This is a genomic window from Streptomyces sp. NPDC002276 (assembly GCF_053891435.1).
The window spans coordinates 282,175-301,435 of record NZ_JBSFCQ010000011.1 but is presented as its reverse complement, the minus strand read 5'-3'; the positions used below and the strand labels follow the sequence as shown (position 1 = coordinate 301,435).

Annotated in this window: 19 protein-coding genes; 9 read left to right on the top strand and 10 right to left on the bottom strand. The window is 72.4% G+C overall.

Annotated elements, in window-relative coordinates:
• The first annotated feature begins 10 nt into the window (after nt 1-10).
• Genes ACWIHT_RS27855 through ACWIHT_RS27845 form a run of 3 tightly spaced genes read left to right on the top strand, consistent with a single transcriptional unit; the run spans nt 11 to nt 2,243 of the window.
• Complete coding sequence (locus tag ACWIHT_RS27855; RefSeq protein ID WP_456171048.1) at nt 11-763, top strand: LamB/YcsF family protein; 753 nt, start codon at nt 11-13, stop codon at nt 761-763.
• Nucleotides 760-1,377, top strand: coding sequence for a 5-oxoprolinase subunit B family protein (locus ACWIHT_RS27850; protein WP_456171003.1), 618 nt, complete (start codon nt 760-762; stop codon nt 1,375-1,377). The genes ACWIHT_RS27855 and ACWIHT_RS27850 overlap by 4 nt, the downstream gene beginning before the upstream one ends.
• Complete coding sequence (locus ACWIHT_RS27845; RefSeq protein ID WP_456171002.1) at nt 1,374-2,243, top strand: 5-oxoprolinase subunit C family protein; 870 nt, start codon at nt 1,374-1,376, stop codon at nt 2,241-2,243. The genes ACWIHT_RS27850 and ACWIHT_RS27845 overlap by 4 nt, the downstream gene beginning before the upstream one ends.
• A gap of 190 nt (nt 2,244-2,433) precedes the next feature.
• On the opposite strand, the gene ACWIHT_RS27840 is transcribed toward ACWIHT_RS27845, so the two are convergent.
• The 5 genes from ACWIHT_RS27840 to ACWIHT_RS27820 all read right to left on the bottom strand — a co-directional run bounded on the left by ACWIHT_RS27840 (nt 2,434) and on the right by ACWIHT_RS27820 (nt 7,864).
• Nucleotides 2,434-3,294 carry an SGNH/GDSL hydrolase family protein gene (locus tag ACWIHT_RS27840; protein ID WP_456171001.1) on the bottom strand — a complete coding sequence of 287 codons (861 nt, stop codon included), beginning with the start codon at nt 3,292-3,294 and terminating at the stop codon, nt 2,434-2,436.
• Nucleotides 3,291-4,454: a glycosyltransferase gene (locus ACWIHT_RS27835; protein WP_456171000.1), complete on the bottom strand. Its 1,164-nt coding sequence runs from the start codon at nt 4,452-4,454 to the stop codon at nt 3,291-3,293. The genes ACWIHT_RS27840 and ACWIHT_RS27835 overlap by 4 nt, the downstream gene beginning before the upstream one ends.
• On the bottom strand, nt 4,451-5,578 hold the full coding sequence (locus ACWIHT_RS27830) for a glycosyltransferase family 4 protein (RefSeq protein WP_456170998.1): 1,128 nt from the start codon (nt 5,576-5,578) through the stop codon (nt 4,451-4,453). Before ACWIHT_RS27830 ends, ACWIHT_RS27835 begins: the two co-directional genes overlap by 4 nt.
• Before the next feature lie 139 nt (nt 5,579-5,717).
• On the bottom strand, nt 5,718-7,136 hold the full coding sequence (locus ACWIHT_RS27825; RefSeq protein WP_456170997.1) for a HEAT repeat domain-containing protein: 1,419 nt from the start codon (nt 7,134-7,136) through the stop codon (nt 5,718-5,720).
• A 335-nt stretch (nt 7,137-7,471) separates the two neighbouring features.
• Nucleotides 7,472-7,864, bottom strand: coding sequence for an ankyrin repeat domain-containing protein (locus tag ACWIHT_RS27820; protein ID WP_019066472.1), 393 nt, complete (start codon nt 7,862-7,864; stop codon nt 7,472-7,474).
• Between the two features lie 256 nt (nt 7,865-8,120).
• Here ACWIHT_RS27820 and ACWIHT_RS27815 point away from each other — a divergent pair, with 256 nt between their 5' ends.
• The gene (locus ACWIHT_RS27815; protein ID WP_019059657.1) at nt 8,121-8,315 is read left to right on the top strand and encodes a hypothetical protein; all 195 of its coding nucleotides are present in this window, start codon (nt 8,121-8,123) and stop codon (nt 8,313-8,315) included.
• A 34-nt stretch (nt 8,316-8,349) separates the two neighbouring features.
• The gene (locus ACWIHT_RS27810) at nt 8,350-9,942 is read left to right on the top strand and encodes a hypothetical protein (RefSeq protein WP_456170995.1); all 1,593 of its coding nucleotides are present in this window, start codon (nt 8,350-8,352) and stop codon (nt 9,940-9,942) included.
• 52 nt (nt 9,943-9,994) lie between these two features.
• Here the strand turns inward: ACWIHT_RS27810 and ACWIHT_RS27805 are convergent, their stop codons facing one another.
• Nucleotides 9,995-11,494, bottom strand: a complete 1,500-nt coding sequence (locus tag ACWIHT_RS27805) for an SCO1417 family PLP biosynthesis transcription factor (protein ID WP_456170993.1) — start codon at nt 11,492-11,494, stop codon at nt 9,995-9,997.
• A 64-nt stretch (nt 11,495-11,558) separates the two neighbouring features.
• On the opposite strand from ACWIHT_RS27805, the gene yczE reads away from it, so the two are divergent.
• From yczE to ACWIHT_RS27785, 4 genes are all read left to right on the top strand, one after another.
• The gene (gene yczE / locus ACWIHT_RS27800) at nt 11,559-12,248 is read left to right on the top strand and encodes a membrane protein YczE (RefSeq protein WP_456170991.1); all 690 of its coding nucleotides are present in this window, start codon (nt 11,559-11,561) and stop codon (nt 12,246-12,248) included.
• Nucleotides 12,245-13,012 (top strand): glycerophosphodiester phosphodiesterase, encoded by a 768-nt coding sequence (locus ACWIHT_RS27795; RefSeq protein WP_456170989.1) that lies wholly within the window; start codon nt 12,245-12,247, stop codon nt 13,010-13,012. The genes yczE and ACWIHT_RS27795 overlap by 4 nt, the downstream gene beginning before the upstream one ends.
• Before the next feature lie 40 nt (nt 13,013-13,052).
• Nucleotides 13,053-14,402, top strand: a complete 1,350-nt coding sequence (locus ACWIHT_RS27790) for an MFS transporter (protein ID WP_456170988.1) — start codon at nt 13,053-13,055, stop codon at nt 14,400-14,402.
• A gap of 255 nt (nt 14,403-14,657) precedes the next feature.
• Nucleotides 14,658-15,032, top strand: coding sequence for an RNA polymerase-binding protein RbpA (locus ACWIHT_RS27785; RefSeq protein ID WP_003977404.1), 375 nt, complete (start codon nt 14,658-14,660; stop codon nt 15,030-15,032).
• Nucleotides 15,033-15,138: 106 nt separating this feature from the next.
• Here the strand turns inward: ACWIHT_RS27785 and fxsA are convergent, their stop codons facing one another.
• The 4 genes from fxsA to ACWIHT_RS27765 form a co-directional block, all read right to left on the bottom strand.
• Nucleotides 15,139-15,699, bottom strand: a complete 561-nt coding sequence (fxsA, locus tag ACWIHT_RS27780; RefSeq protein WP_456170987.1) for an FxsA family membrane protein — start codon at nt 15,697-15,699, stop codon at nt 15,139-15,141.
• A gap of 72 nt (nt 15,700-15,771) precedes the next feature.
• The gene (locus tag ACWIHT_RS27775) at nt 15,772-16,584 is read right to left on the bottom strand and encodes a polyprenol monophosphomannose synthase (RefSeq protein ID WP_456170985.1); all 813 of its coding nucleotides are present in this window, start codon (nt 16,582-16,584) and stop codon (nt 15,772-15,774) included.
• Nucleotides 16,585-17,118: 534 nt separating this feature from the next.
• Nucleotides 17,119-18,720 carry an amidohydrolase gene (locus ACWIHT_RS27770; protein WP_456170983.1) on the bottom strand — a complete coding sequence of 534 codons (1,602 nt, stop codon included), beginning with the start codon at nt 18,718-18,720 and terminating at the stop codon, nt 17,119-17,121.
• 47 nt (nt 18,721-18,767) lie between these two features.
• Entirely contained in the window at nt 18,768-19,208 is a 441-nt protein-coding gene (locus ACWIHT_RS27765; protein WP_200708861.1) for an Lrp/AsnC family transcriptional regulator, read from the bottom strand.
• Nucleotides 19,209-19,261 lie beyond the last annotated feature (53 nt).

Sequence of the window (19,261 nt, the reverse complement as noted above, 5' to 3'; positions counted from 1 at the left end):
AGGAGAGATGATGATCGATCTGAACGCCGACCTCGGCGAGGGCTTCGGCCGCTGGCATCTCACCGACGACGAACAGCTGTTGTCCGTCGTCACCAGCGCCAATGTGGCCTGCGGCTTCCACGCCGGGGACCCGGTCACCATGCGGCGGGTGTGCGAGCTGGCGGCCGAGCGCGGGGTGCGGGTCGGCGCCCAGGTGTCCTACCGGGATCTGGCGGGCTTCGGGCGGCGCGCGATGGATGTGCCGTCCGCCGAGCTAGCGGCCGAAGTGGCGTACCAGATCGGTGCCTTGGAGGTGTTCGCCCGGGCGGCGGGCACGCGCGTGTCGTACGTCAAGCCGCACGGCGCGCTCTACAACCGGGTCGTGCACGACCCCGAGCAGGCCGCCGCGGTGGTCGAGGGCGTGCTCCTGGCCGACGCCTCGCTGCCCGTGCTCGGGCTGCCCGGCTCGGTCGTCCTCGACCTGGCCGCCAAGGCGGGCCTGCCGGCCGTCACGGAGGCGTTCGCGGACCGTGCCTACACCGACGAGGGCACGCTCGTGCCGCGCGGCCGGGACGGCGCGGTGGTCACCGACCCCGAGGCCGTCGTAGAGCGCTCGCTGAGCCTGGCCCGCTCCGGGACGGTCGAGGCGCTCTCCGGGGCGCGCATCGAGGTGCGGGCCCGCTCCCTGTGCCTGCACGGGGACACGCCCGGCGCGGTCGAACTGGCCCGCAGGGTGCGCGCACGGCTCCTGGAATCGGGTGTCCCGGTGGAGGCCTTCGCGTGAGGACGCTGCGCGTCGGGGACGACGCACTGCTCGTCGAGGTCGCCTCCGGGGAGGAGGCCGAGGCCGTCCACGCGGAGTTGCTGCGCCGCCGCGCGGAGGGCCTCCTCACCGTCCGCGAGATCGTCCCCGCCGCCCGCACGGTCCTGCTGGACGGTCTCGCCGACCCGGCCCGGCTGGCCTCCGAACTGACGGCCTCCGACGTACCTCCCGCGCCCCCGCGCGCGGGAGAGGTGATCGACCTCCCGGTGCGCTACGACGGCCCGGACCTCGCCGACGTCGCCGCCCTGTGGGGCGTCCCCGAGCGGGAGGTGGGCCGCATCCACGCGGCCACCGAGTTCCGCGTCGCGTTCTGCGGGTTCGCCCCCGGCTTCGGCTACCTCACCGGCCTCCCGGCCCGCTACGACGTTCCGCGCCGTGCCACCCCGCGTACGGCCGTGCACGCCGGTGCCGTGGGCCTGGCGGGCCCGTACACGGGCGTGTATCCCCGTGCCTCGCCCGGCGGTTGGCAGCTGATCGGTACGACGGACGCGGTCCTGTGGGACCATACGCGTGTGCCTGCCGCGCTGCTGTCGCCGGGCACGCGCGTGCGCTTCGTCCCGGTGGCGGACGTATGACGGACCGCGCACTCGCCGTCGTCCGGGCCGGGGCCCTGACCACGGTGCAGGACCTGGGGCGGCCCGGACACGCGCACCTGGGGGTGCCGCGTTCGGGGGCGCTCGACGGGCCCGCGGCGGCGCTCGTCAACCGGCTGGTCGGCAATCCGCCCGAGGCGGCCGTCCTGGAGACGACCCTCAACGGGTGTGCCGTACGGCCTCGTTCAACGATCCTCGTGGCGGTCGGCGGCGCGCCCTGCCCGGTCACGGTCGACGGACGGCCCGTCGCCTGGGGAGCACCCGTGCACGTGCCCGCCGGAGCCCTCCTGGACATCGGAACAGCCTTCTCCGGAGTACGCGCCTACGTCGCCTTCGCCGGCGGTGTCGCCGTGGAGCCGGTGCTCGGCAGCCGTTCGACGGACCTGCTGTCCGGGCTCGGTCCGGCGCCGCTCACGAACGGCGCCATACTGCCGCTGGGTTCCCCGACCGGCCTCCACGCGCGCGTGGACTTCGCCCCGCAGCCGCGCCCTCCGGTCGAACTCGTCCTCCGGGTGACGTTCGGCCCCCGCGACGACTGGTTCACGCCGGAGGCGGTACGGGCGTTCACGTCACGCGTCTATCAGGTGTCGTCGGCGAGCAACCGCATCGGGCTGCGCACCGAGGGCCCCGCCCTGGAGCGGGCCCTGACCGGTGAACTCCCCAGCGAGGGCATGGTCCTGGGCGCCGTCCAGGTCCCCCCGGACGGCCGTCCCGTGGTCTTCCTCGCCGACCATCCGACCACCGGCGGTTACCCGGTGATCGCGGTCGTCCGCCCGACGGACCTCCCGGCCGCCGCGCAGGCGGTGCCCGGAACCCCGGTCCGTTTCGTGGCCGTACGACGCCGCTGAGGCCCTGTACGCGCCCCGGGGCCTGTCCGGCGGATCCTGTCGCAGACGCGGGGTGCCCCCACCGTGTCGCCCGCGGCGGAGCCGCTGATGTCAACGTCTCCTCCGCCTTGCGGTCGGACGCACCGGACCCCGCCGACCTGCGCTGATCAGGCACGGTCACTCTGCTGCGACCTGATCCGGCAGACAGGCTCTATGCGGCGTCCGGCTGTTTCTCCCCCACCGAGAGGGCGGCCAGTGCCGCCGACACCGCGTGGGACGCGCTCAGGTCGAGCCGCGCGCTGGTGCCCCGCGCGCGGTGGCGCATCTCGTCGGCGGCCAGCCTGAGGAGCTGCGGCAGCAGGTCGGTACAGCGGCGGGCCACCCAGCCGGTGCCCGCGGTCGCCAGCCACCACAGGCTGGCCGACTTGGTGGGGGCCGGGAACTCGGGCTCGGGCGAGGGCGCGGCCCCCGTGGCCACACCCTCCTCGGCGAGCAACGCGTGGAACCGCAGGGCCAGTTGGCGGTGGCCCCGCTCACCGGGGTGCAGCCGGTCCGCGCTCCAGATCGCGCGGTCCATGATCCACTCACCCTCCGCGGCGTGCAGGTGCACGGCCCCGTACCGCTCGGAGAGCGCGTGCACCACGGTGTTCACCGCTCGCTGGCGCCGGGCGAGCGGGCGGGCCAGTGCGCCCGGGAGGCCGAGCATGGCGCCCGGGTCGGGCAGACAGGCCGTCAGGAGGACCGCGCCCTGTGCCGTGAAGGCCGCGTAGACCTTGTCGAGCCGGGCGGCCAGAGCCTGGATGTCGAAGGTGCAGCGCAGGGTGTCGTTGACGCCTATGACGACGGACACGACGTCCGGCTTCAGGGCGAGCCCGGCCGGGGTCTGCCGTTCCAGCACGTCCCGCGACTGTGCCCCGCTGACCGCGAGGTTGGTGAACTCCACGGTGTCTTCGGGCTGTTGGGCCAGCCCGCCGGCGAGCAGCGCGGCCCAACCGCGCCATGCCTCGCCGACGGGATCGCCCACGCCCTCGGTGAGCGAGTCACCGAGGGCGACGAAACGGACCGTTCTCATGCCACGCCTCCGGGCACGAAGCGCCGTACCGGTACATCCGCGTCGTGTGCGGCGAGGAACGCGTCGACCGCCGTGTCCCAGCCGAAACACTCCGCACGCGCGCGTGCGATCTCCCGCCGCTCCGCCTCGGAGCGTTCGAGCAGCATGTCCACGGCGTCCGCGAAGGCCCTCCCGTTGTCCGCGGCCGTGGCACCGGCGGAGCCGATGACCTCGGGGAGCGCGGACGAGGCGCTGGCCACCACGGGCGTGCCGCAAGCCATGGCCTCCAGGGCGGCGAGCCCGAAGGTCTCGGCGGGCCCGGGTGCCAGGCACACGTCCGCGGAGGCCTGAAGCGCGCCGAGCAGCCGCCGGTCGGACACGTGCCCGAGGAAGGTGACCGGCAACCCGCGCTCCCGCGCCCGCTGTTCGAGCCGGGCCCGCAGCGGTCCGTCCCCGGCGACCACGAGGACCGCCCGCCGCCCGCGCCGTACCAGCGCCTCCAGGGCGTCGAGCGCCGTGCCGGGCTTCTTCTCCACGGAGAGCCTGGTGCAGGTCACCAGCAGAACCTGGTCCACGCGCGCGTACTCCGCGCGCACGACCGGGTCCCGCAGTGCCGGAGTGCGCCCCACCAGGTCGACGCCCAGCGGGGCCCGTACGACGTTGCGGGCGCCGATGCGGACGAACTCCCGCTCGGCGAACTCGGTGGTGCACACCACGCGCGCGTAGGTGTGTGCCGTGCGGACGTTGAGGGCGTCGGCGGTGCGCCGGGACATGTTCTCCGACAGGCCCCAGGTGCGCAGGACGCCGTCGGCGGTCTCGTGGGACACCATCACGGCGGGGATGCGGGCCCGCCTGGCCCATTTGCCGGTCCAGCGCAGGGTCGTACGGTCGGAGACCTCCAGGCGGTCGGGGGCGAGTTGTTCCAGGAGGCTGGCCACGCGCCGCTTGTCGGCGAGGACGCGGTAGCCGCCGGTGCCGGGCAGCAGCGGCCCGGGCAGGGTGATGACCCGGCCCTGCTCGGTCTCGCGGTCGGTGTGGCGCTCGCCGGGCACGATAAGGACCGGGTCGTGCCCGGCCTCCTTGAAGCCCTTGCCCAGCTCGCGCAGGGCGGTGCGCAGCCCCCCGGAGGAGGGGGCCACGAAGTTGGCGAGCCTGACGATCCGCAGCGCAGCGGTGTTCACGCCGCCACCACCACCTTGCGGGCGGCGAGGATGTCGCCGTAGTGCGCGATCAGCTGGTCGCCGACGGCCGCCCAGGTGCGGCCCTCGACCATGGCCCGCGCGGCGGTGCCGTACTCGGCCCGGAGCGCGGGATCGGCGGCCAGGGTCCGTACGGCGTCCGTCACGGCGTTCTCGTCGCGCGGCGGGAAGAGGAACCCGGTGCGCCCGTGGGCGACCAGGTCGAGCGGACCGCCGGCGGCGGGCGCGACAACAGGGACGCCGCTGGCCATGGCTTCCTGGACGGTCTGACAGAAGGTCTCAAAAGGTCCGGTGTGCACGAATATGTCCAACGAGGCGAAGATACGGGCGAGCTCGTCGCCGGTACGGCGTCCGAGGAAGACCGCGCCCGGCAGCGCCTCGGTGAGGTGCGGCTGGCTGGGTCCGTCGCCGACGACCACGACCTTGACGCCCTGGAGACCGCAGACTCCGGCGAGGAGTTCGATCTGCTTCTCGGGGGCGAGCCGGCCGACGTAGCCGACGATCAGTTCGCCGTTCGGGGCGAGTTCGCGGCGCAGCGCCTCGTCCCGGTACTCGGGGCGGAAGCGCTCGGTGTCGACCCCGCGCGGCCAGAGCCTGACCCGGGGCACGCCATGTGCCTCCAAGTCGCCGAGGGCCGCGCTGGAGGGCGCGAGGGTGCGGTCGGCGGCGGCGTGGACGGACCGTATGCGCCGCCAGGCGGTGGCTTCGCCCGCGCCGACGTACGTACGGGCATATCCGGCCAGGTCGGTCTGGTAGACGGCCACGGCGGGGATGCCGAGCCGGGCGGCGGCGGCCATGCCGCGGACGCCGAGGATGAAGGGGCTGGCCAGGTGCACGATGTCGGCGCGGTGTTCGGTGATGGCCGCGGCGACGCGTCGGCTGGGGAGGGCGACGCGGACCTGGGGGTAGCCCGGGAGCGGTAGGGAGGGGATGCGGATGACAGGGCACGGCGACTGGGCGTCGGGCCCGGAACCGGCCGCGGTGGCCGGCGCGACGACGAGCGGATGATGACCGCGATCCACGAGGTGCCGGGCGGTCTGGAGCGCGCAGTGGGCCACGCCGTTCACATCGGGGGGAAAGGATTCGGTCACGATGACGACACGCATACCCGTGTTGTCGCCGCGCTGGACGTGCCCGCGTCAACGTGGATCTATGCGAACGGTGAACGTCCCATGAGCGTTACGCTGCGCACCCGAGCAGGTCAGACGGCGTCCATGCCCGTCTGACCCGCGAGTCATCCCGTGTTCACACTGCGGGGGCGTCGGGCCCGATCCGGCTCCGAACGGCTGTCTGGACCTCCGCTTCCTCGGCCGGGTCCGCGGCGAGCCTGCGGAGCTGTTCCACGACCCGTGCGTCACCGGTCTCGGCGTGCCGGGCGGCGATCTCCCGGGTGGTCTCCTCGCAGTCCCACAGGCACTCGACGGCGAAGCCGGTGGGGTAAGAGGGGTCGGTGGCGGCCAGGGCCCGGGCGGCCCGGCCGCGCAGATGGGACGAGGCGGTCTCCCGGTACACATGGCGCAGAACGGGTGCCGCGCAGACGATGCCGAGGCGGCCGGCGCCGTCGACGAGGGTCCACAGGGTGGGGGCGTCGGGCCCTTCGCCCATGACGGCCTCCCTGAGGGCGCCGAGGACGAGGTCGCTGTCCTGGGCTCCGCCCCGGCAGGCGAGCATCCGGCCGGCGGCGGCGCCGAGCGGGTCGGGCCGTCGGGCCCAGCCGCGGGCCCGGTCCACGGCGGCCACGGAGCGCATCCGTTCGAAGGCGTCGACGGCAGCCTCCACGACGGGTGCCGAGCCGGTGGCCACGGCTCGCTCGATGAGCTGGAGGGCTTCGGGGTCGTTGCTGTCGGCGAGATACCGAAGGGCGGTGCAGCGGGCTCCCTCGCTGCCGTCCTCGGCCGCCGCGACGATCTCGGGCCGGTCCTCGGGGCCGGCCACCGCGCTGAGGCAGCGGGCGGCGGGGACGTGCAGCGCGGAGCCGCGTTCGATGCCCTGTTGGGCCCATTCGAACACCGCTTGCACGCTCCACCCCGGACGGGGCCCGGTTGGTCGCATCTGCCGTTGCCAGCGGTCGAAGCAGCCGGCTTCCTGGGCGGCACGCACGCGCGTGGCGATCGATTCCCGTGAGTCCTCGGCCCACAGCCGCCAGGGCCGGGGTTCGAAGGCGTCCCGCACGACGGTGGCCAGTTCGGCCTCGCCCTCGGGATCGGCCGGGAAACGCGCCAGCACGGGAGCGGCGAGGGCGCGCAGGCCCGCGTCGTCGTCCCTGAGCGCGAGTTCGTCGAGCGCCCAGGCCCAGTTGCTGCCGGTGGCCGCGTATCGGCGCAGCAGCGTGAGCGCGTCCCGCCTGCCGTAGGAGGCGAGGTGCCCGAGGACGGCGAGGGCGAGTCCCGTGCGGGACTCCTCGGTGTCGAGGACGTCCTCGGTGTCGAAGAGGTGGGCCTCGACGGCGTCCAGATCGCCGCCCAGATCGAGGTACAGACGGGCGTAGTACAGGGAGCGGTTCTCCACCTGCCAGTCGTGGCGGGGGTCGCGCAGCACACAGTGGTTCAGTGCCGCGAGTGCCTCGGCACGGGGTGCGGTGAGCGCGTGCAGTGTGCCGTCGCCGCGGCCCCGCTGAAGCAGGCCGAGCAGCGTACCGCTGGGCGCTATGACCGGATCGAACATGGGAAACAGCCTCACATCAAGCGTCGACGCAACCGGGGGACGTGCACTACCTGGCCGCGTGACAACACGTCGGGGCGCCCGCCGTTTCCTGCTTGCTGTAGACCATTTTCCTCTGCCTCTCGTCGGTGGCCCAAGCGGACCCTCACGGTCCGCGCGGTGCGGCAACACCTGCCCGGCCATCGCGTCCGTGAATCACGACGTCATGATGACCCGGCAGTTCTCGCTGCCGCGACCGAAATTTCGGGCGGCCACGTGCTGCCTTCCCCCGTTTTCCCCCGTTTTCCTTGTCGTGCCTGGTCACAAGGCCCGTCCCAGTGAATGACGGACCACACACTTCAGTGCGCGCCGAACAGCTCCAGCAGCTCGGCCTTGCCGAACATCCGCGCCGTGTCGAGCGCGGACGGTGTGCCCGCGGCCGGATCGGCACCGGCCTCCAGCAGGACTTCGATCACTTCCTGCTCGCCCTTGAAGACGGCTCCGGCCAGCGGGGTCTGCCCCCGGTCGTTGATCCGGTCCGCCTCGGCCCCCCGCGCCAGCAGGGCCCGTACGGCGTCGGCGTGCCCGTGGTACGCGGCGAGCATCACCAGGGAGTCACCGCGGTCATTGGTGAGATTGGCCGGAACACCCGCGTCCACATACGCCACCAGCGCTTCGGTCCCGCCCTGGCGGGCCAGATCGAAGATCTTGGTCGCGAGCTCCACGACCTCGGGGTCGGGGGCTTCACTCATCGGCCTGACCGCCTCTCACTAGTACGGGTGAATCGCCAGCGTACTGGCTCCGCCGACACATGACCGGCGCTCTCCGAGGCAAAGATCACCGCAGGGCCCGACACAGGTGAAACCCCTGCTCAGACGGCCCGAATGCGCTCCGCCATCAGAGGGAAATCCGACGAAATTCACCCACTTGCACCTTTTATCGTATGGATACATCCTGTGATCCTGGAAGAACTCATGGTGACTGTCCCCACGAACCAGGAGAGCTCAAATGATCCTGTCCATGTCAGGCGTCGTCCTTCTCGGCATCATCGTCTTCCTCTTCTTCAAGAAGGACGGACTCAAGGCCTCGCACGCCCTGGTGGCCGCACTCTTCGGCTTCTACATGGCCAGCACGGCCATCGCGCCGAGCATCAAGGCCGGCGGGGAGAGCCTGGCGAGCCTCCTCGGTGGCATCAAGTTCTGACGCAACCACCCGTACGCACCTCCAGGAGACAGCAGTGGCCCGGCGCCCCCTCCCCCGCATCCTGAGCAACGGCAGCGCACAGATCGCCCGGAGCCGGGAGCTGGCCCGGACGGCGGCCGACAGCGCCACCGACGTCCTCCATCCGCTGATCACGATCACTCGCGGTCTGCGCCGACTGGCATCCGCCGGGCGGCGCAGATGGGCCGACACCCCCAAGGACAAGCGCGGGCCACTGCTGTTCCTGGTGGCCTCGGTGGTCCTGGTGGTGGCACTGGTGCCGTACGGCCCGCTGCTCGCCGTCATCGTCCTGATGGCGGCGGCAGCATGGCACGGCCGCGACCGCACCCCGCCGGCGCCCGAAGGGCCCGACGAGTCCCAGACGCAGCGTCTGCGGTCCCTCTACGAGGCGCTGGTGCCCTACTTCTCCATCGCCGAGGACCCGGCGCCCCTGTTCGCCCACGGCGGAGACTGGGAGAAGGCCTTCCCCGCCCACGAGTTCGACGGCGCGGGCCGGATCACCCACCTGGTCGTCCGCTACCCGGCCTACTTCACCGACGGCGAGGCCGACTCCCGCGCGCGGATCGAGCAGCTGCTCACCGCGAAGTCCGGGCGCGGCCGTGAGTACCGCTTCGAATGGGACGAGGAGGGCAACCAGCTCACCATCGGCGTCCTCGCCCCGCTCCCCACCGACATCGCCGCCCAGCGCTTCGTCACCGCGCCCGGCGAGACCGTCCTCGGCTTCACCGACCCGACCCACGTCCACCGCACGCTCCCGCTGACCCACGGCACGGAACAGCGCGATGTCCCGCCCGTCGTCTGGCGCACCGGCATCCGCTCCACCGAACCGAACCTGCTGGTCATGGGCCAGCCCGGCAGCGGTACCTCCACCCTGCTGCGCTCCATCGCCCTCCAGGCCCTCCAGTACGGCGACGTCCTGATCGTGGAGGGCGGCGGCACCGGCGAGTACGCGTGCCTCACCGGCCGGGACGGGGTCCTCGCCGTCGAGTGCGGGCTGACCGGCACCCTGGCCAGCCTGGAGTGGGCCTCTCAGGAGACCGAACGCCGGCTGATCGCGGCCAACCACGCCCGCCAGTCGGGCCATCCGGCGCCGGACGACACCAGGCGCCCCCTGTGGATCATCCTGGACCGCCCGAGCGCCTTCGCCCACCTGGCCGCGGCCGACGGCCGCCAGGACCCGCAGTCCCTGCTCCAGGTACCCCTGCGGCACGGCCGCGCGGCCCATGTGACGGTGGTGGTGGCCGACCAGTTCGACAGCGCGGACACCCTGAGCGACGCCGTACGACAGCACACACGCGCGCGTGTCGTCCTCGGCCCGGCGACCGCAGCCCAGTTGGAGGCGGTCCTCGGCGCTTCCCCGCCCACCACGCCGATCGCCCAGGTGCCGCCCGGCCGCGGCTATGCCCGCCTGGGCAGCGGCCCGGTGCACCGCCTCCAGGTCCCGGCGACCCCGGACCCGTACGACGACGCGACGAGCGACGCGGACCGCCAGGCGGTGCTGGCCCTGCTCCCGCCGCGCACGACACCGGCGGACGCGGCGGAGACGATGCCGACCGAGGCGCTGCCCGTGGAAGCGGCCGTGGAGGCCGCTGTGGCGGAGTCTTCGTAGAGACCGGCCTTCGGGGCGGGCGGCCGGGAGTCGCCCGCCCCGAACCCCGGGGCTACGCCACGAACGTCCGCGGCGACTCGCTGCCGCCCCCGCCGACCCCGTTCTCCACCAGCCGGGCCGCCGCGGCCAGCCGTGCCGCAGCCTCCTCGGCCACCGCGCCGCCCACGGTGAACGGCAACCGCACATACCCCTCGAAGGCCCCGTCGACGCCGAAGCGCGGCCCGGACGGGACGCGTACGCCCACCCGCTCCCCCATCTCGGCGAGCCGGGAGCCCGACAGCCCACCCGTGCGGACCCACAGCGTGAGCCCGCCCCTGGGCACCTCGAACTCCCAGCCGGGCAGCTCCCGCCGTACCGCCGCGACCAGCGCGTCCCGGTTCTCCCGGGCCTGGCCACGCCGGATGTCGACGGCCTGTTCCCAACCGCCCGTGCTGAACAGCCAGTTGACGGCGAGCTGTTCCAGGACCGGGGTGCCGAGGTCGGCGTAGGCGCGGGCCGAGACCAGGCTGCGGATCACGTCCGGGGCCGCGCGCACCCAGCCGATGCGCATGCCGGCCCAGAAGGCCTTGCTGGCGGAGCCGACGGTGATGACGGTGGAACCGGCCGGGTCGAACCCGCAGACAGGGCGCGGCATTTCGACGTCGTCCAGCCACAGCTCGGTCATCGTCTCGTCGGCGACGAGCACGGTGCCGGCCGAGCGGGCCGCGTCCACGAGCTGCCGCCGCTGGTCGTCGTCGGCGAGGGCTCCGGTCGGGTTGTGGAAGTCGGCGACGACATAGGCGAGTCGGGGCGCCGCGTCCCGCAGCACCTGCCGCCAGCGGTCCATGTCCCAGCCCGTCAGCCCCTCTGCCATCGCCACGGGCACCAGCCGGGCGCCCGCCTCCCGCATCAGCTGGAGAATGTTGGCGTAGGAGGGCGACTCGACGGCGACCCGCTCGCCGCGCCCCGCGAAGAGATGGCAGATGGCGTCGATGGCGCCCATCGCACCCGTAGTGACCATGATCTGCTCGGGCATGGTCGGGATCCCGCGCAGGGTGTACCGCTCGGCGATCATCGCGCGCAGCGCGGGCAGCCCGGCCGGGTAGTCGCCGTGCGTGTGGGCGTACGGCGGCAGCTCCTCCAGGGCGCCCTGCACGGCCCGGGTGAGCCACGGCTCGGGCGCGGGCAGTGAGGCGCAGCCCAGGTCGATCACCGAACCGAGGGCCTCCGGGGGCAACGGCTCCAACCCGCGCGCGGGGAGCGGGTTTCCGGCCGGTACGGCGGTCCAGCTGCCGGCCCCGCGCCGGGACTCCAGGAACCCTTCGGCGCGCAGTGCCTCGTAGGCGGCCGCGACCGTGGTGCGGCTGACGGACAGCGCGAGCGCCAACTCCCGCTCGGCGGGCAGCCGGGCGGCCACCGGGACGCGCCCCTCCAGCACCAGCAGGCGGATGCCGTCCGCGAGCGCGCGATAGGCGGGCGGTCGGCGGGTGCCGGGCCCGGCCGGGCGGTCCTGCTGGGAGTTGAGCAGCCGGGCCAGCTGCGCGGCGCCCATCGCCGAGGTCCACTGCGCCATGGAAACCAGTCCACCTTCCCGGAATTGGCCATGTATGACGTCTGTTCTCAAGCCACAGAGTGTCATGCGTCAGGCCACTACCACCACCAGGGGGCACCCCTTGTCCACGCGGAACCGTCTCGCCCGACGGTTGATCCGGCTCTACGTCGGACTCGCGCTGTACGGCGCCAGCTCGGCGCTCCTCTTGGTCTCCGGACTGGGCCTGGAGCCCTGGAACGTGCTGCACCAGGGCCTCGCCGAACTCACCGGCCTGACGATCGGTGTCGTCTCGATCATCGTGGGCGCGGTGGTGCTGCTCCTGTGGATCCCGCTGCGCCAGCGCCCGGGCCTCGGCACGGTCTCCAACGTGTTCGTGGTCGGCCTGGCCATGGACGGCAGCCTCGCGCTGATCCCGGACGCGCACGGTCTGACCGTACGGATTCCGCTGCTGATCGCGGGCATCGTGCTCAACGGGGTCGCCACCGGGCTCTACATCTCCGCGAGCTTCGGGCCGGGCCCGCGCGACGGGCTGATGACCGGCCTGCACAAGCTCACCGGCCGGTCCATCCGCCTGATCCGCACGGGCATCGAGGTCTCCGTCGTGGCCACCGGCTTCGCGCTGGGCGGCACGGTGGGCGTCGGCACCCTGCTCTACGCCCTGGCGATCGGCCCGCTCGCCCAGCTCTTCCTTCGCGTCTTCGCCGCCCCCTCGGCATCCGGCGGCAGCACGGTCGTAGCCACCGGGTCACCGGAACGGGCGATACTGCCCGGGTGACCACGCTCATACGTCATCCGTACCTCGACCATCCCGGCCCCATCCCCTTCGCCCACCGGGGCGGCGCGGCGGACGGCCTGGAGAACACCGTGTTCCAGTTCCGGCGCGCGGTCGAGCTGGGCTACCGGTACATCGAGACCGACGTCCACGCCACGGCGGACGGGAAGCTCGTCGCCTTCCACGACGAGACCCTGGACCGGGTGACCGACGGCGCGGGCCGGATCGCGGACCTGTTCTGGTCCGACGTGAGCCACGCGCGCGTGGCGGGCAAGGAACCGGTGCCCCTCTTCGAGGAGTTGCTGGAGACCTTCCCCGAGGTGCGCTGGAACGTCGACATCAAGGCGGAACCGGCGCTCCGCCCGCTCCTGGACCTCCTGGAGCGCACCGACTCCTGGAACCGCGTCCTTGTCGGCTCCTTCTCCGAGAAGCGTGTGATCCGCGCCCAGCACCTGGCCGGGCCGCGCCTGGCCACGTCGTTCGGCACGCGCGGGGTGTTGAATCTGCGGCTGCGCTCCTGGGGAGCGCCCCTCCCGGTGCGTCGCTCCGCGGTGGCCGCACAGGTGCCCGAGGAGCAGTCGGGCATCCCTGTTGTTGACCGGCGCTTCGTAAACGCTGCCCACGCGCGCGGGGTGCAGGTCCACGTGTGGACCATCAACGAGGCCGATCGCATGCACCGGCTCCTGGACCTGGGCGTCGATGGCATCATGACCGATCACATCGACACACTGCGCGAGGTCATGGTGGAGCGGGGCGTCTGGGCCTGAGCCCCGGAGCCGACGCGTCCACGGGGAAGCGAGGGCACGGGTGGGTACCGACACCCTGCGGTCACCGGAGGCCGACGAGGCAGCCGAGCGGCGGCGCGAACAGCGCGGCTGGTACTTCTACGACTGGGCCTGCTCCGTCTACTCGACGAGCGTGCTCACCGTGTTCCTGGGCCCCTATCTGACCTCGGTCGCGAAGTCGGCGGCCGGCCCCGACGGGTTCGTGCACCCCCTGGGGATACCGGTCCGGGCGGGCTCCTTCTTCGCCTACACCGTCTCCGCCTCCGTGATCGTGTCGATCCTCGTCATGCCCCTGGCGGGCGCGGCGGCGGACCGTACGGGTCGCAAGAAGCCCATCCTGGCGCTGGCCGCCTATGTGGGCGCGACGGCCACCACGGGCCTGTTCTTCCTGGACGGCGACCGCTATCTCCTGGGCGGCTTCCTGCTGATCGTCGCGAACTCCTCCGTGGCCGTCTCGATGGTCGTCTACAACTCCTACCTTCCGCAGATCGCCCCGCCCGAGGAACGCGACGCGGTCTCCTCACGAGGCTGGGCCTTCGGCTACGCGGCCGGTTCCCTCGTCCTGGTCGCGAACCTGGTCCTGTTCACCGCCCACGACTCCTTCGGCCTCTCCGAGTCGATGGCCGTCCGCATCTGCCTCGCCTCGGCCGGCATCTGGTGGGGCGCCTTCACTCTCGTACCGTTGAAACGACTGCGCGACCGCGGCCGTACGACGTCCGAGGCGCCCACGGCGCAGGGCTGGCGGCAGCTGGCGGCGACCGTCCGGGACATGCGCGGCAAACCGCTCACCCTGTCCTTCCTGTTCGCCTACCTGATCTACAACGACGGCATCCAGACGGTGATCTCGCAGGCGTCCGTGTACGGCTCCGAGGAGCTGGGGCTGAGCCAGTCCACGCTCATCACGGCCGTGCTGATGGTCCAGGTGCTGGCGGTGGCGGGTGCGCTCGGGATGGGGCGACTCGCCCGGACCTACGGGGCCAAGCGGACGATTCTCGGCTCGCTGGTGGCGTGGACGGCGACGCTGGCCGCCGGGTACTTCCTGCCCGCCGGGGCGCCCGTCTGGTTCTTCGTGCTGGCCGCCGGGATCGGCCTGGTCCTGGGCGGCAGCCAGGCGTTGTCCCGGTCGCTGTTCTCGCATCTGGTGCCGCCCGGGAAAGAGGCCGAGTACTTCTCGGCGTACGAGATGAGCGATCGGGGCATGAGCTGGCTGGGCCCACTTCTGTTCGGGGTGACGTACCAGCTGACCGGAAGTTATCGGGACGCGATCATCTCCCTGGTGGCCTTCTTCATCGCGGGATTCGTGCTGCTCGCACGGGTTCCGGTGGCACGGGCGATCGGCGACGCGGGGAATCCTCTTCCCGAGAGGATTTAGCGCTGGAGGCGAAAGGGCGGTAGTGTACGCGTTTGGCCTGCCTGGCGTACCGTTACTGCGCGTCAAAGATGACGAATCGCTAGGTGACATCTGCTAGTAGATGTGACAAACCGGGCGCTGGTGGGTACAACAAGGGGCGGCTACGACGGCGACGCATGACCCCGTACGGGAATCTTTACCGCCGACCGGACGTTGACCGGATGACGACGACAGCGACACCTGTCCTGTGGGCGACAAGCCCGGGAGGCACGATTCATGAGTGAGCGAGCTCTTCGCGGCACGCGCCTCGTGGTGACCAGCTACGAGACGGACCGCGGTATCGACCTGGCACCACGCCAGGCCGTGGAGTACGCATGCGAGAAGGGACATCGCTTTGAGATGCCCTTCTCGGTCGAGGCGGAGATTCCGCCGGAGTGGGAGTGCAAGGTCTGCGGGGCCCAGGCACTCCTGGTCGACGGCGATGGCCCTGAGGAAAAGAAGGCCAAGCCCGCGCGTACCCACTGGGACATGCTGATGGAGCGGCGCACCCGCGAGGAACTCGAAGAGGTCCTTGAGGAGCGTCTTGCCGTTCTCCGTTCCGGCGCGATGAATATCGCGGTTCACCCGAGGGACAGCCGCAAGTCGGCCTAGTCCCGGAGGTGCGGAGCGGTTCTACCGCACACGCAAGTAGCACAAGCAAGTAAGCGCGGGCGCCGTACGAACCTGTACGGCGCCCGCGCTTTTGCCTGCCCGGATGTCAGCCGGTGAGCGGCGGGCGCGGGCCCTGCGGGGCGTCACCGCCCGGCTCGTCCCGGACGATGACCTCACCCTGGACGACCTTGCCGTCCGGGCGGTGGATCCGGGCCTGCTGGAAGGCGTCTCCCAGGGTGCCCGGGGCGGCCTTGCGCAGCTTCCGCTCGACCGTGCGCTCCGCGAAACGCCCCAGGGCCTTCTGCACCGGCGGGATCAGCAGGAGCAGTCCCACCGCGTCCGAGATCAGCCCCGGGATCATCAGCAGCAGGCCGCCCAGCATCATCAGGCCGCTGCCACCGCCGCTGGCCGGGGCGGTGCCCTGCTGCACGGCCTGGCTCAGGTTCTGGAAGGCCCGCCGGCCCGCCCGCTTGATCACCACCGCGCCGAGCACGAACCCGGCGAGCAGCAGCAGGAAGACCGTAAGACCGCTCGACGCGCCCGCCACCACGGTCAGCAGCCAGATCTCCAGCACCAGCCACGCGACGATGCCCAGCGGCAGGAACCTGCGCAGCCGGGAACGCGGAGTTCGGGCGGCGGAGGAAGGGGTGGATGCGCCAGTCGTCATACGTCCAGTGTGCCTGGGCCCGGCTCAGTGCGGGATAAGGGGACGATCAACGAGGCCTGTGAGGTCGCGGGGCTACGACTGTGAGGGCTTTCTTCCGGAGTTGCCCCGGCCGCGGAGCTTGCCGACCCGCTCCCCCACGCCCCAGGTGGTGACCCGCCACAGGGCCTCGACGAGGATGTCGCGGCTCATCTTGGAGTCGCCGTGTTCGCGCTCCACGAAGGTGATGGGGACCTCGACGACGTGGTAGCCGGCCTTGACGGCGCGGCGGGCCAGGTCGACCTGGAAGCAGTAGCCCTGGGAGGCCACGTCGTCCAGGCCGAGGCCTTCGAGGGTCTCCTTGCGGAAGGCGCGGTAGCCGCCGGTGATGTCGCGCAGCGGCAGGTCGAGTGCCACGCGCGAGTAGAGGCTGCCGCCGCGGGAGATGAACTCGCGGGACTTGGGCCAGTTCACCACCCGGCCGCCGGGCACCCAGCGGGAGCCGAGCACCAGGTCCGCGCCCTTGAGGGCGGTGAGCAGCCGGGGCAGCTCCTCGGGCCGGTGGGAGCCGTCGGCGTCCATCTCGACGAGGACGCCGTAGCCGTTGTCGATGCCCCAGCGGAAGCCCGCGAGGTAGGCGGCGCCGAGGCCCTCCTTGCCCTTGCGGTGCAGCACCTGGACCTGTTCGTCCTCGGCCGCCAGCTCGTCGGCCAGCTTGCCCGTGCCGTCGGGGCTGTTGTCGTCGGCCACGAGGACATGAGCCTCGGGGACCGACTGCCGCACCCGCCCGACGATGGCCTTGATGTTCTCCGCCTCGTTGTAGGTCGGGATGATCACCAAGGCCGTGCCGAGCGGGCCGAACTTCCGCCCCTGGGCCTGTGCCGCGAGGGCTCCGTCGCCGTCGTTCACTGCTGCCCCTTCATGTCCGTACGCAGGCGTCCACCATAGTGGCCGCCGCCTGGGATGACGTGCCACGTCGTTCGTACGGTGGTGTCGATTCGACAAGAACGGGGTAAGACTGTGCCTTTTGGGTACTGGTGTGCTGCGGATGGGGGCCCGGCGCCCTTCGGGCCGACCTGGGACCCGCCGGCTGCGGGTCGACCAAGGCCGTTGTCTACTGGACGTCCGGGCCCCACCCGGGTCACACCAGCCGACCGGCCGGAACGTTCCCTCGCCGTGGCGCGGGCGCTGAGCCTGGCTCCCAGTGGCGGTGCCCCGGTGCGGCACACCGTCCCTGACCCAGCGGCGCTTCGGCGATTGTTCGGAGGTTCCCCGGTCGGGCGTCCGGTGGTGGACTCGGACGAACCTACCGGCCCCCCGCGCCCGCCTGTCAACAGCCGTCTGATCTGCGCTTTCTCCCCCAAATGGCTGGTCAGGGCAGAGGATGCGCAGGTCGCGCGACAGGGCGGCGGGCGTGGATCGGGGGCGCGCCACCCCGGGAGATCACTCGCCCGGCCGTACGAACACCGTCCGTCCGCCCACGACGGTCCGCAGGCAGACCGGAAGCGCGCCGCCCGGTGTCAGGTCGGGCAGTCCGGGTGTGCCGGAGCGCGGGTCGGTCGACCAGCGCGCGACCCGGTCGTCGGGCGCCTGCACGACCAGGGCGTCGGTCCGCCAGACGGCGTAGTCGGCGGGCGCGCCGGGCACCAGAACACCCGCGTCGTCGCGTCCTACGGCCCGCCAGCCGCCCCGCGTATGTGCGGTGAACGCGGCCCGCGCGGAGACGCGGTGTTCAGCCGTCCGGTGGAACGCGGCGGCGCGGACCGTCCCCCAGGGGTCGATCGGGGTGACCGGGCTGTCGGAGCCGAAGGCGAGCGGGACGCCGGCCCGCAGCAGGGCCGCGAAGGGGTTCAGGGCGCGGGCCCGTTCGGCGCCCAGGCGCTGGGCGTACATGCCCTCCTCGCCGCCCCACAGCGCGTCGAAGGCGGGTTGTACGGAGGCGGTCAAACCCAGTTCGGCGAAGGCGGCGATGGTCTCCGGGGTGAGCATCTCGGCGTGTTCGACGCGGTGCCGGGCGGCCCGGACGCGGGCCAGGCCGACCTTCTCGGCGGCCGCGCGGACGCCTTCGACCACGGTGGTGACGGCGGCGTCCCCGATGGCGTGGAAGCCCGCCTGGAGGCCCGCCTCGGTGCAGGCGACGACATGCGCGGCGACGGCGTCCGCGTCGAGGTAGGCGATACCGGTGTGCCCGGCGTCGGAATACGGCTGGTGCAGACAGGCGGTGTGCGAGCCGATGGAACCGTCGACGAAGAGGTCCCCGGCCGCCCCTACGGCGCCCAGCTCCCGTGCCTTGGCCACGTCCCGCTCGGCCCAGTAGCCGACGACCCGCGGCCCGGGCTCCTCGGCGGCGAGCCGCAGCAGGCCCGTGAAGTCGTCCTCGGAGGAGATGTCGGGCCCGGCGCACTCGTGGACCGAACCGACGCCCAGGGAGGCCGCGTGGGCGAGGGCGGTGCGCTGGGCCTGGAGGCGCTGCTCCGGGGTGATGGCGGCGAGCGCGGTGGCGCGGACGGTGTGATGGGCGTCGGCGGTCAGGGGGCCGTCCGGGGCCTCGAAGCCGGGGACGAGGTCGAGCAGGGCCGTGGTGACGACCGCGGAGTGGACGTCGATGCGGGAGAGGTAGAGCGGGCGTCCGCCGGTCGCCGTGTCGAGTTCGGCGCGGGTCGGCGGGCGGCCCCCCGGCCAGCGGGCGGCGTCCCAGCCGTGGCCGAGCAGGACGCGGTCGGCCGGGCGGGCGGCGGCGAAGTCCCGGACGAGGGACAGGGCCGTCTCCAGGGAGGGGGCGTCGGACAGGTCGAGGCCGGTGAGCGCGAGGCCGGTGGCGGTGGTGTGCACGTGTGCGTCGGTGAACGCGGGGGTGACCAGCGCGCCGTCCAGGTCGACCACCTCGTCGACCCCGTCCGCGAACGCGTCGGCGGCGCCCTCGGAGCCGACCCAGGCGACCTGGCCGCGCTCGACGACCATCGCGGTCGCGAACGGGTCGGCGGGGCTGTGGACTTCGCCGCGGCGGAGCAGGACGGTGGCCGGTTCGGGGGTGCGCTCACTCATGGGGAACAGTCTCGCGCCTCACCGGCGCGGCCCCGCACGCAGGTCGGTCAGATGCGCGGCGGGCGGGCCTCGTACGGCGTCGAGAGGACCACCGTGGTGCGGGTCGAGACGCCGGCCAGGCCGCGCAGCCTGGCGAGCAGTTCCTCCAGTTCGTGCGGGGTGGAGACCCGCACCTTGAGGATGTAGTTCTCGTCGCCCGCGACGCTGTGACAGGCCTCGATCTCGGGGACGCCGGAGAGGCGGTCCGCGATGTCGTCGGGGGCGCTGGGGTCGAACGGTGTCACCGAGATGAAGGCGGTCATGGGCAGGCCCACCGCCTCCGGGTCGACGACCGCGGCGTACCCGCGGATGACGCCACGCTGTTCCAGCCGGCGCACCCGCTGGTGCACGGCCGACGTGGACAGGCCCGTGGCCTTGCCCAGGTCTGTGTAGCTCATCCGCCCGTCCTTGACGAGCAGCTGCACGATTTGTCGGTCCAGCTCCTCCATGGCGCAAGAACTTACATGGCCGCTGATCTCCTTCGATACCTCAGCGGCGCAGG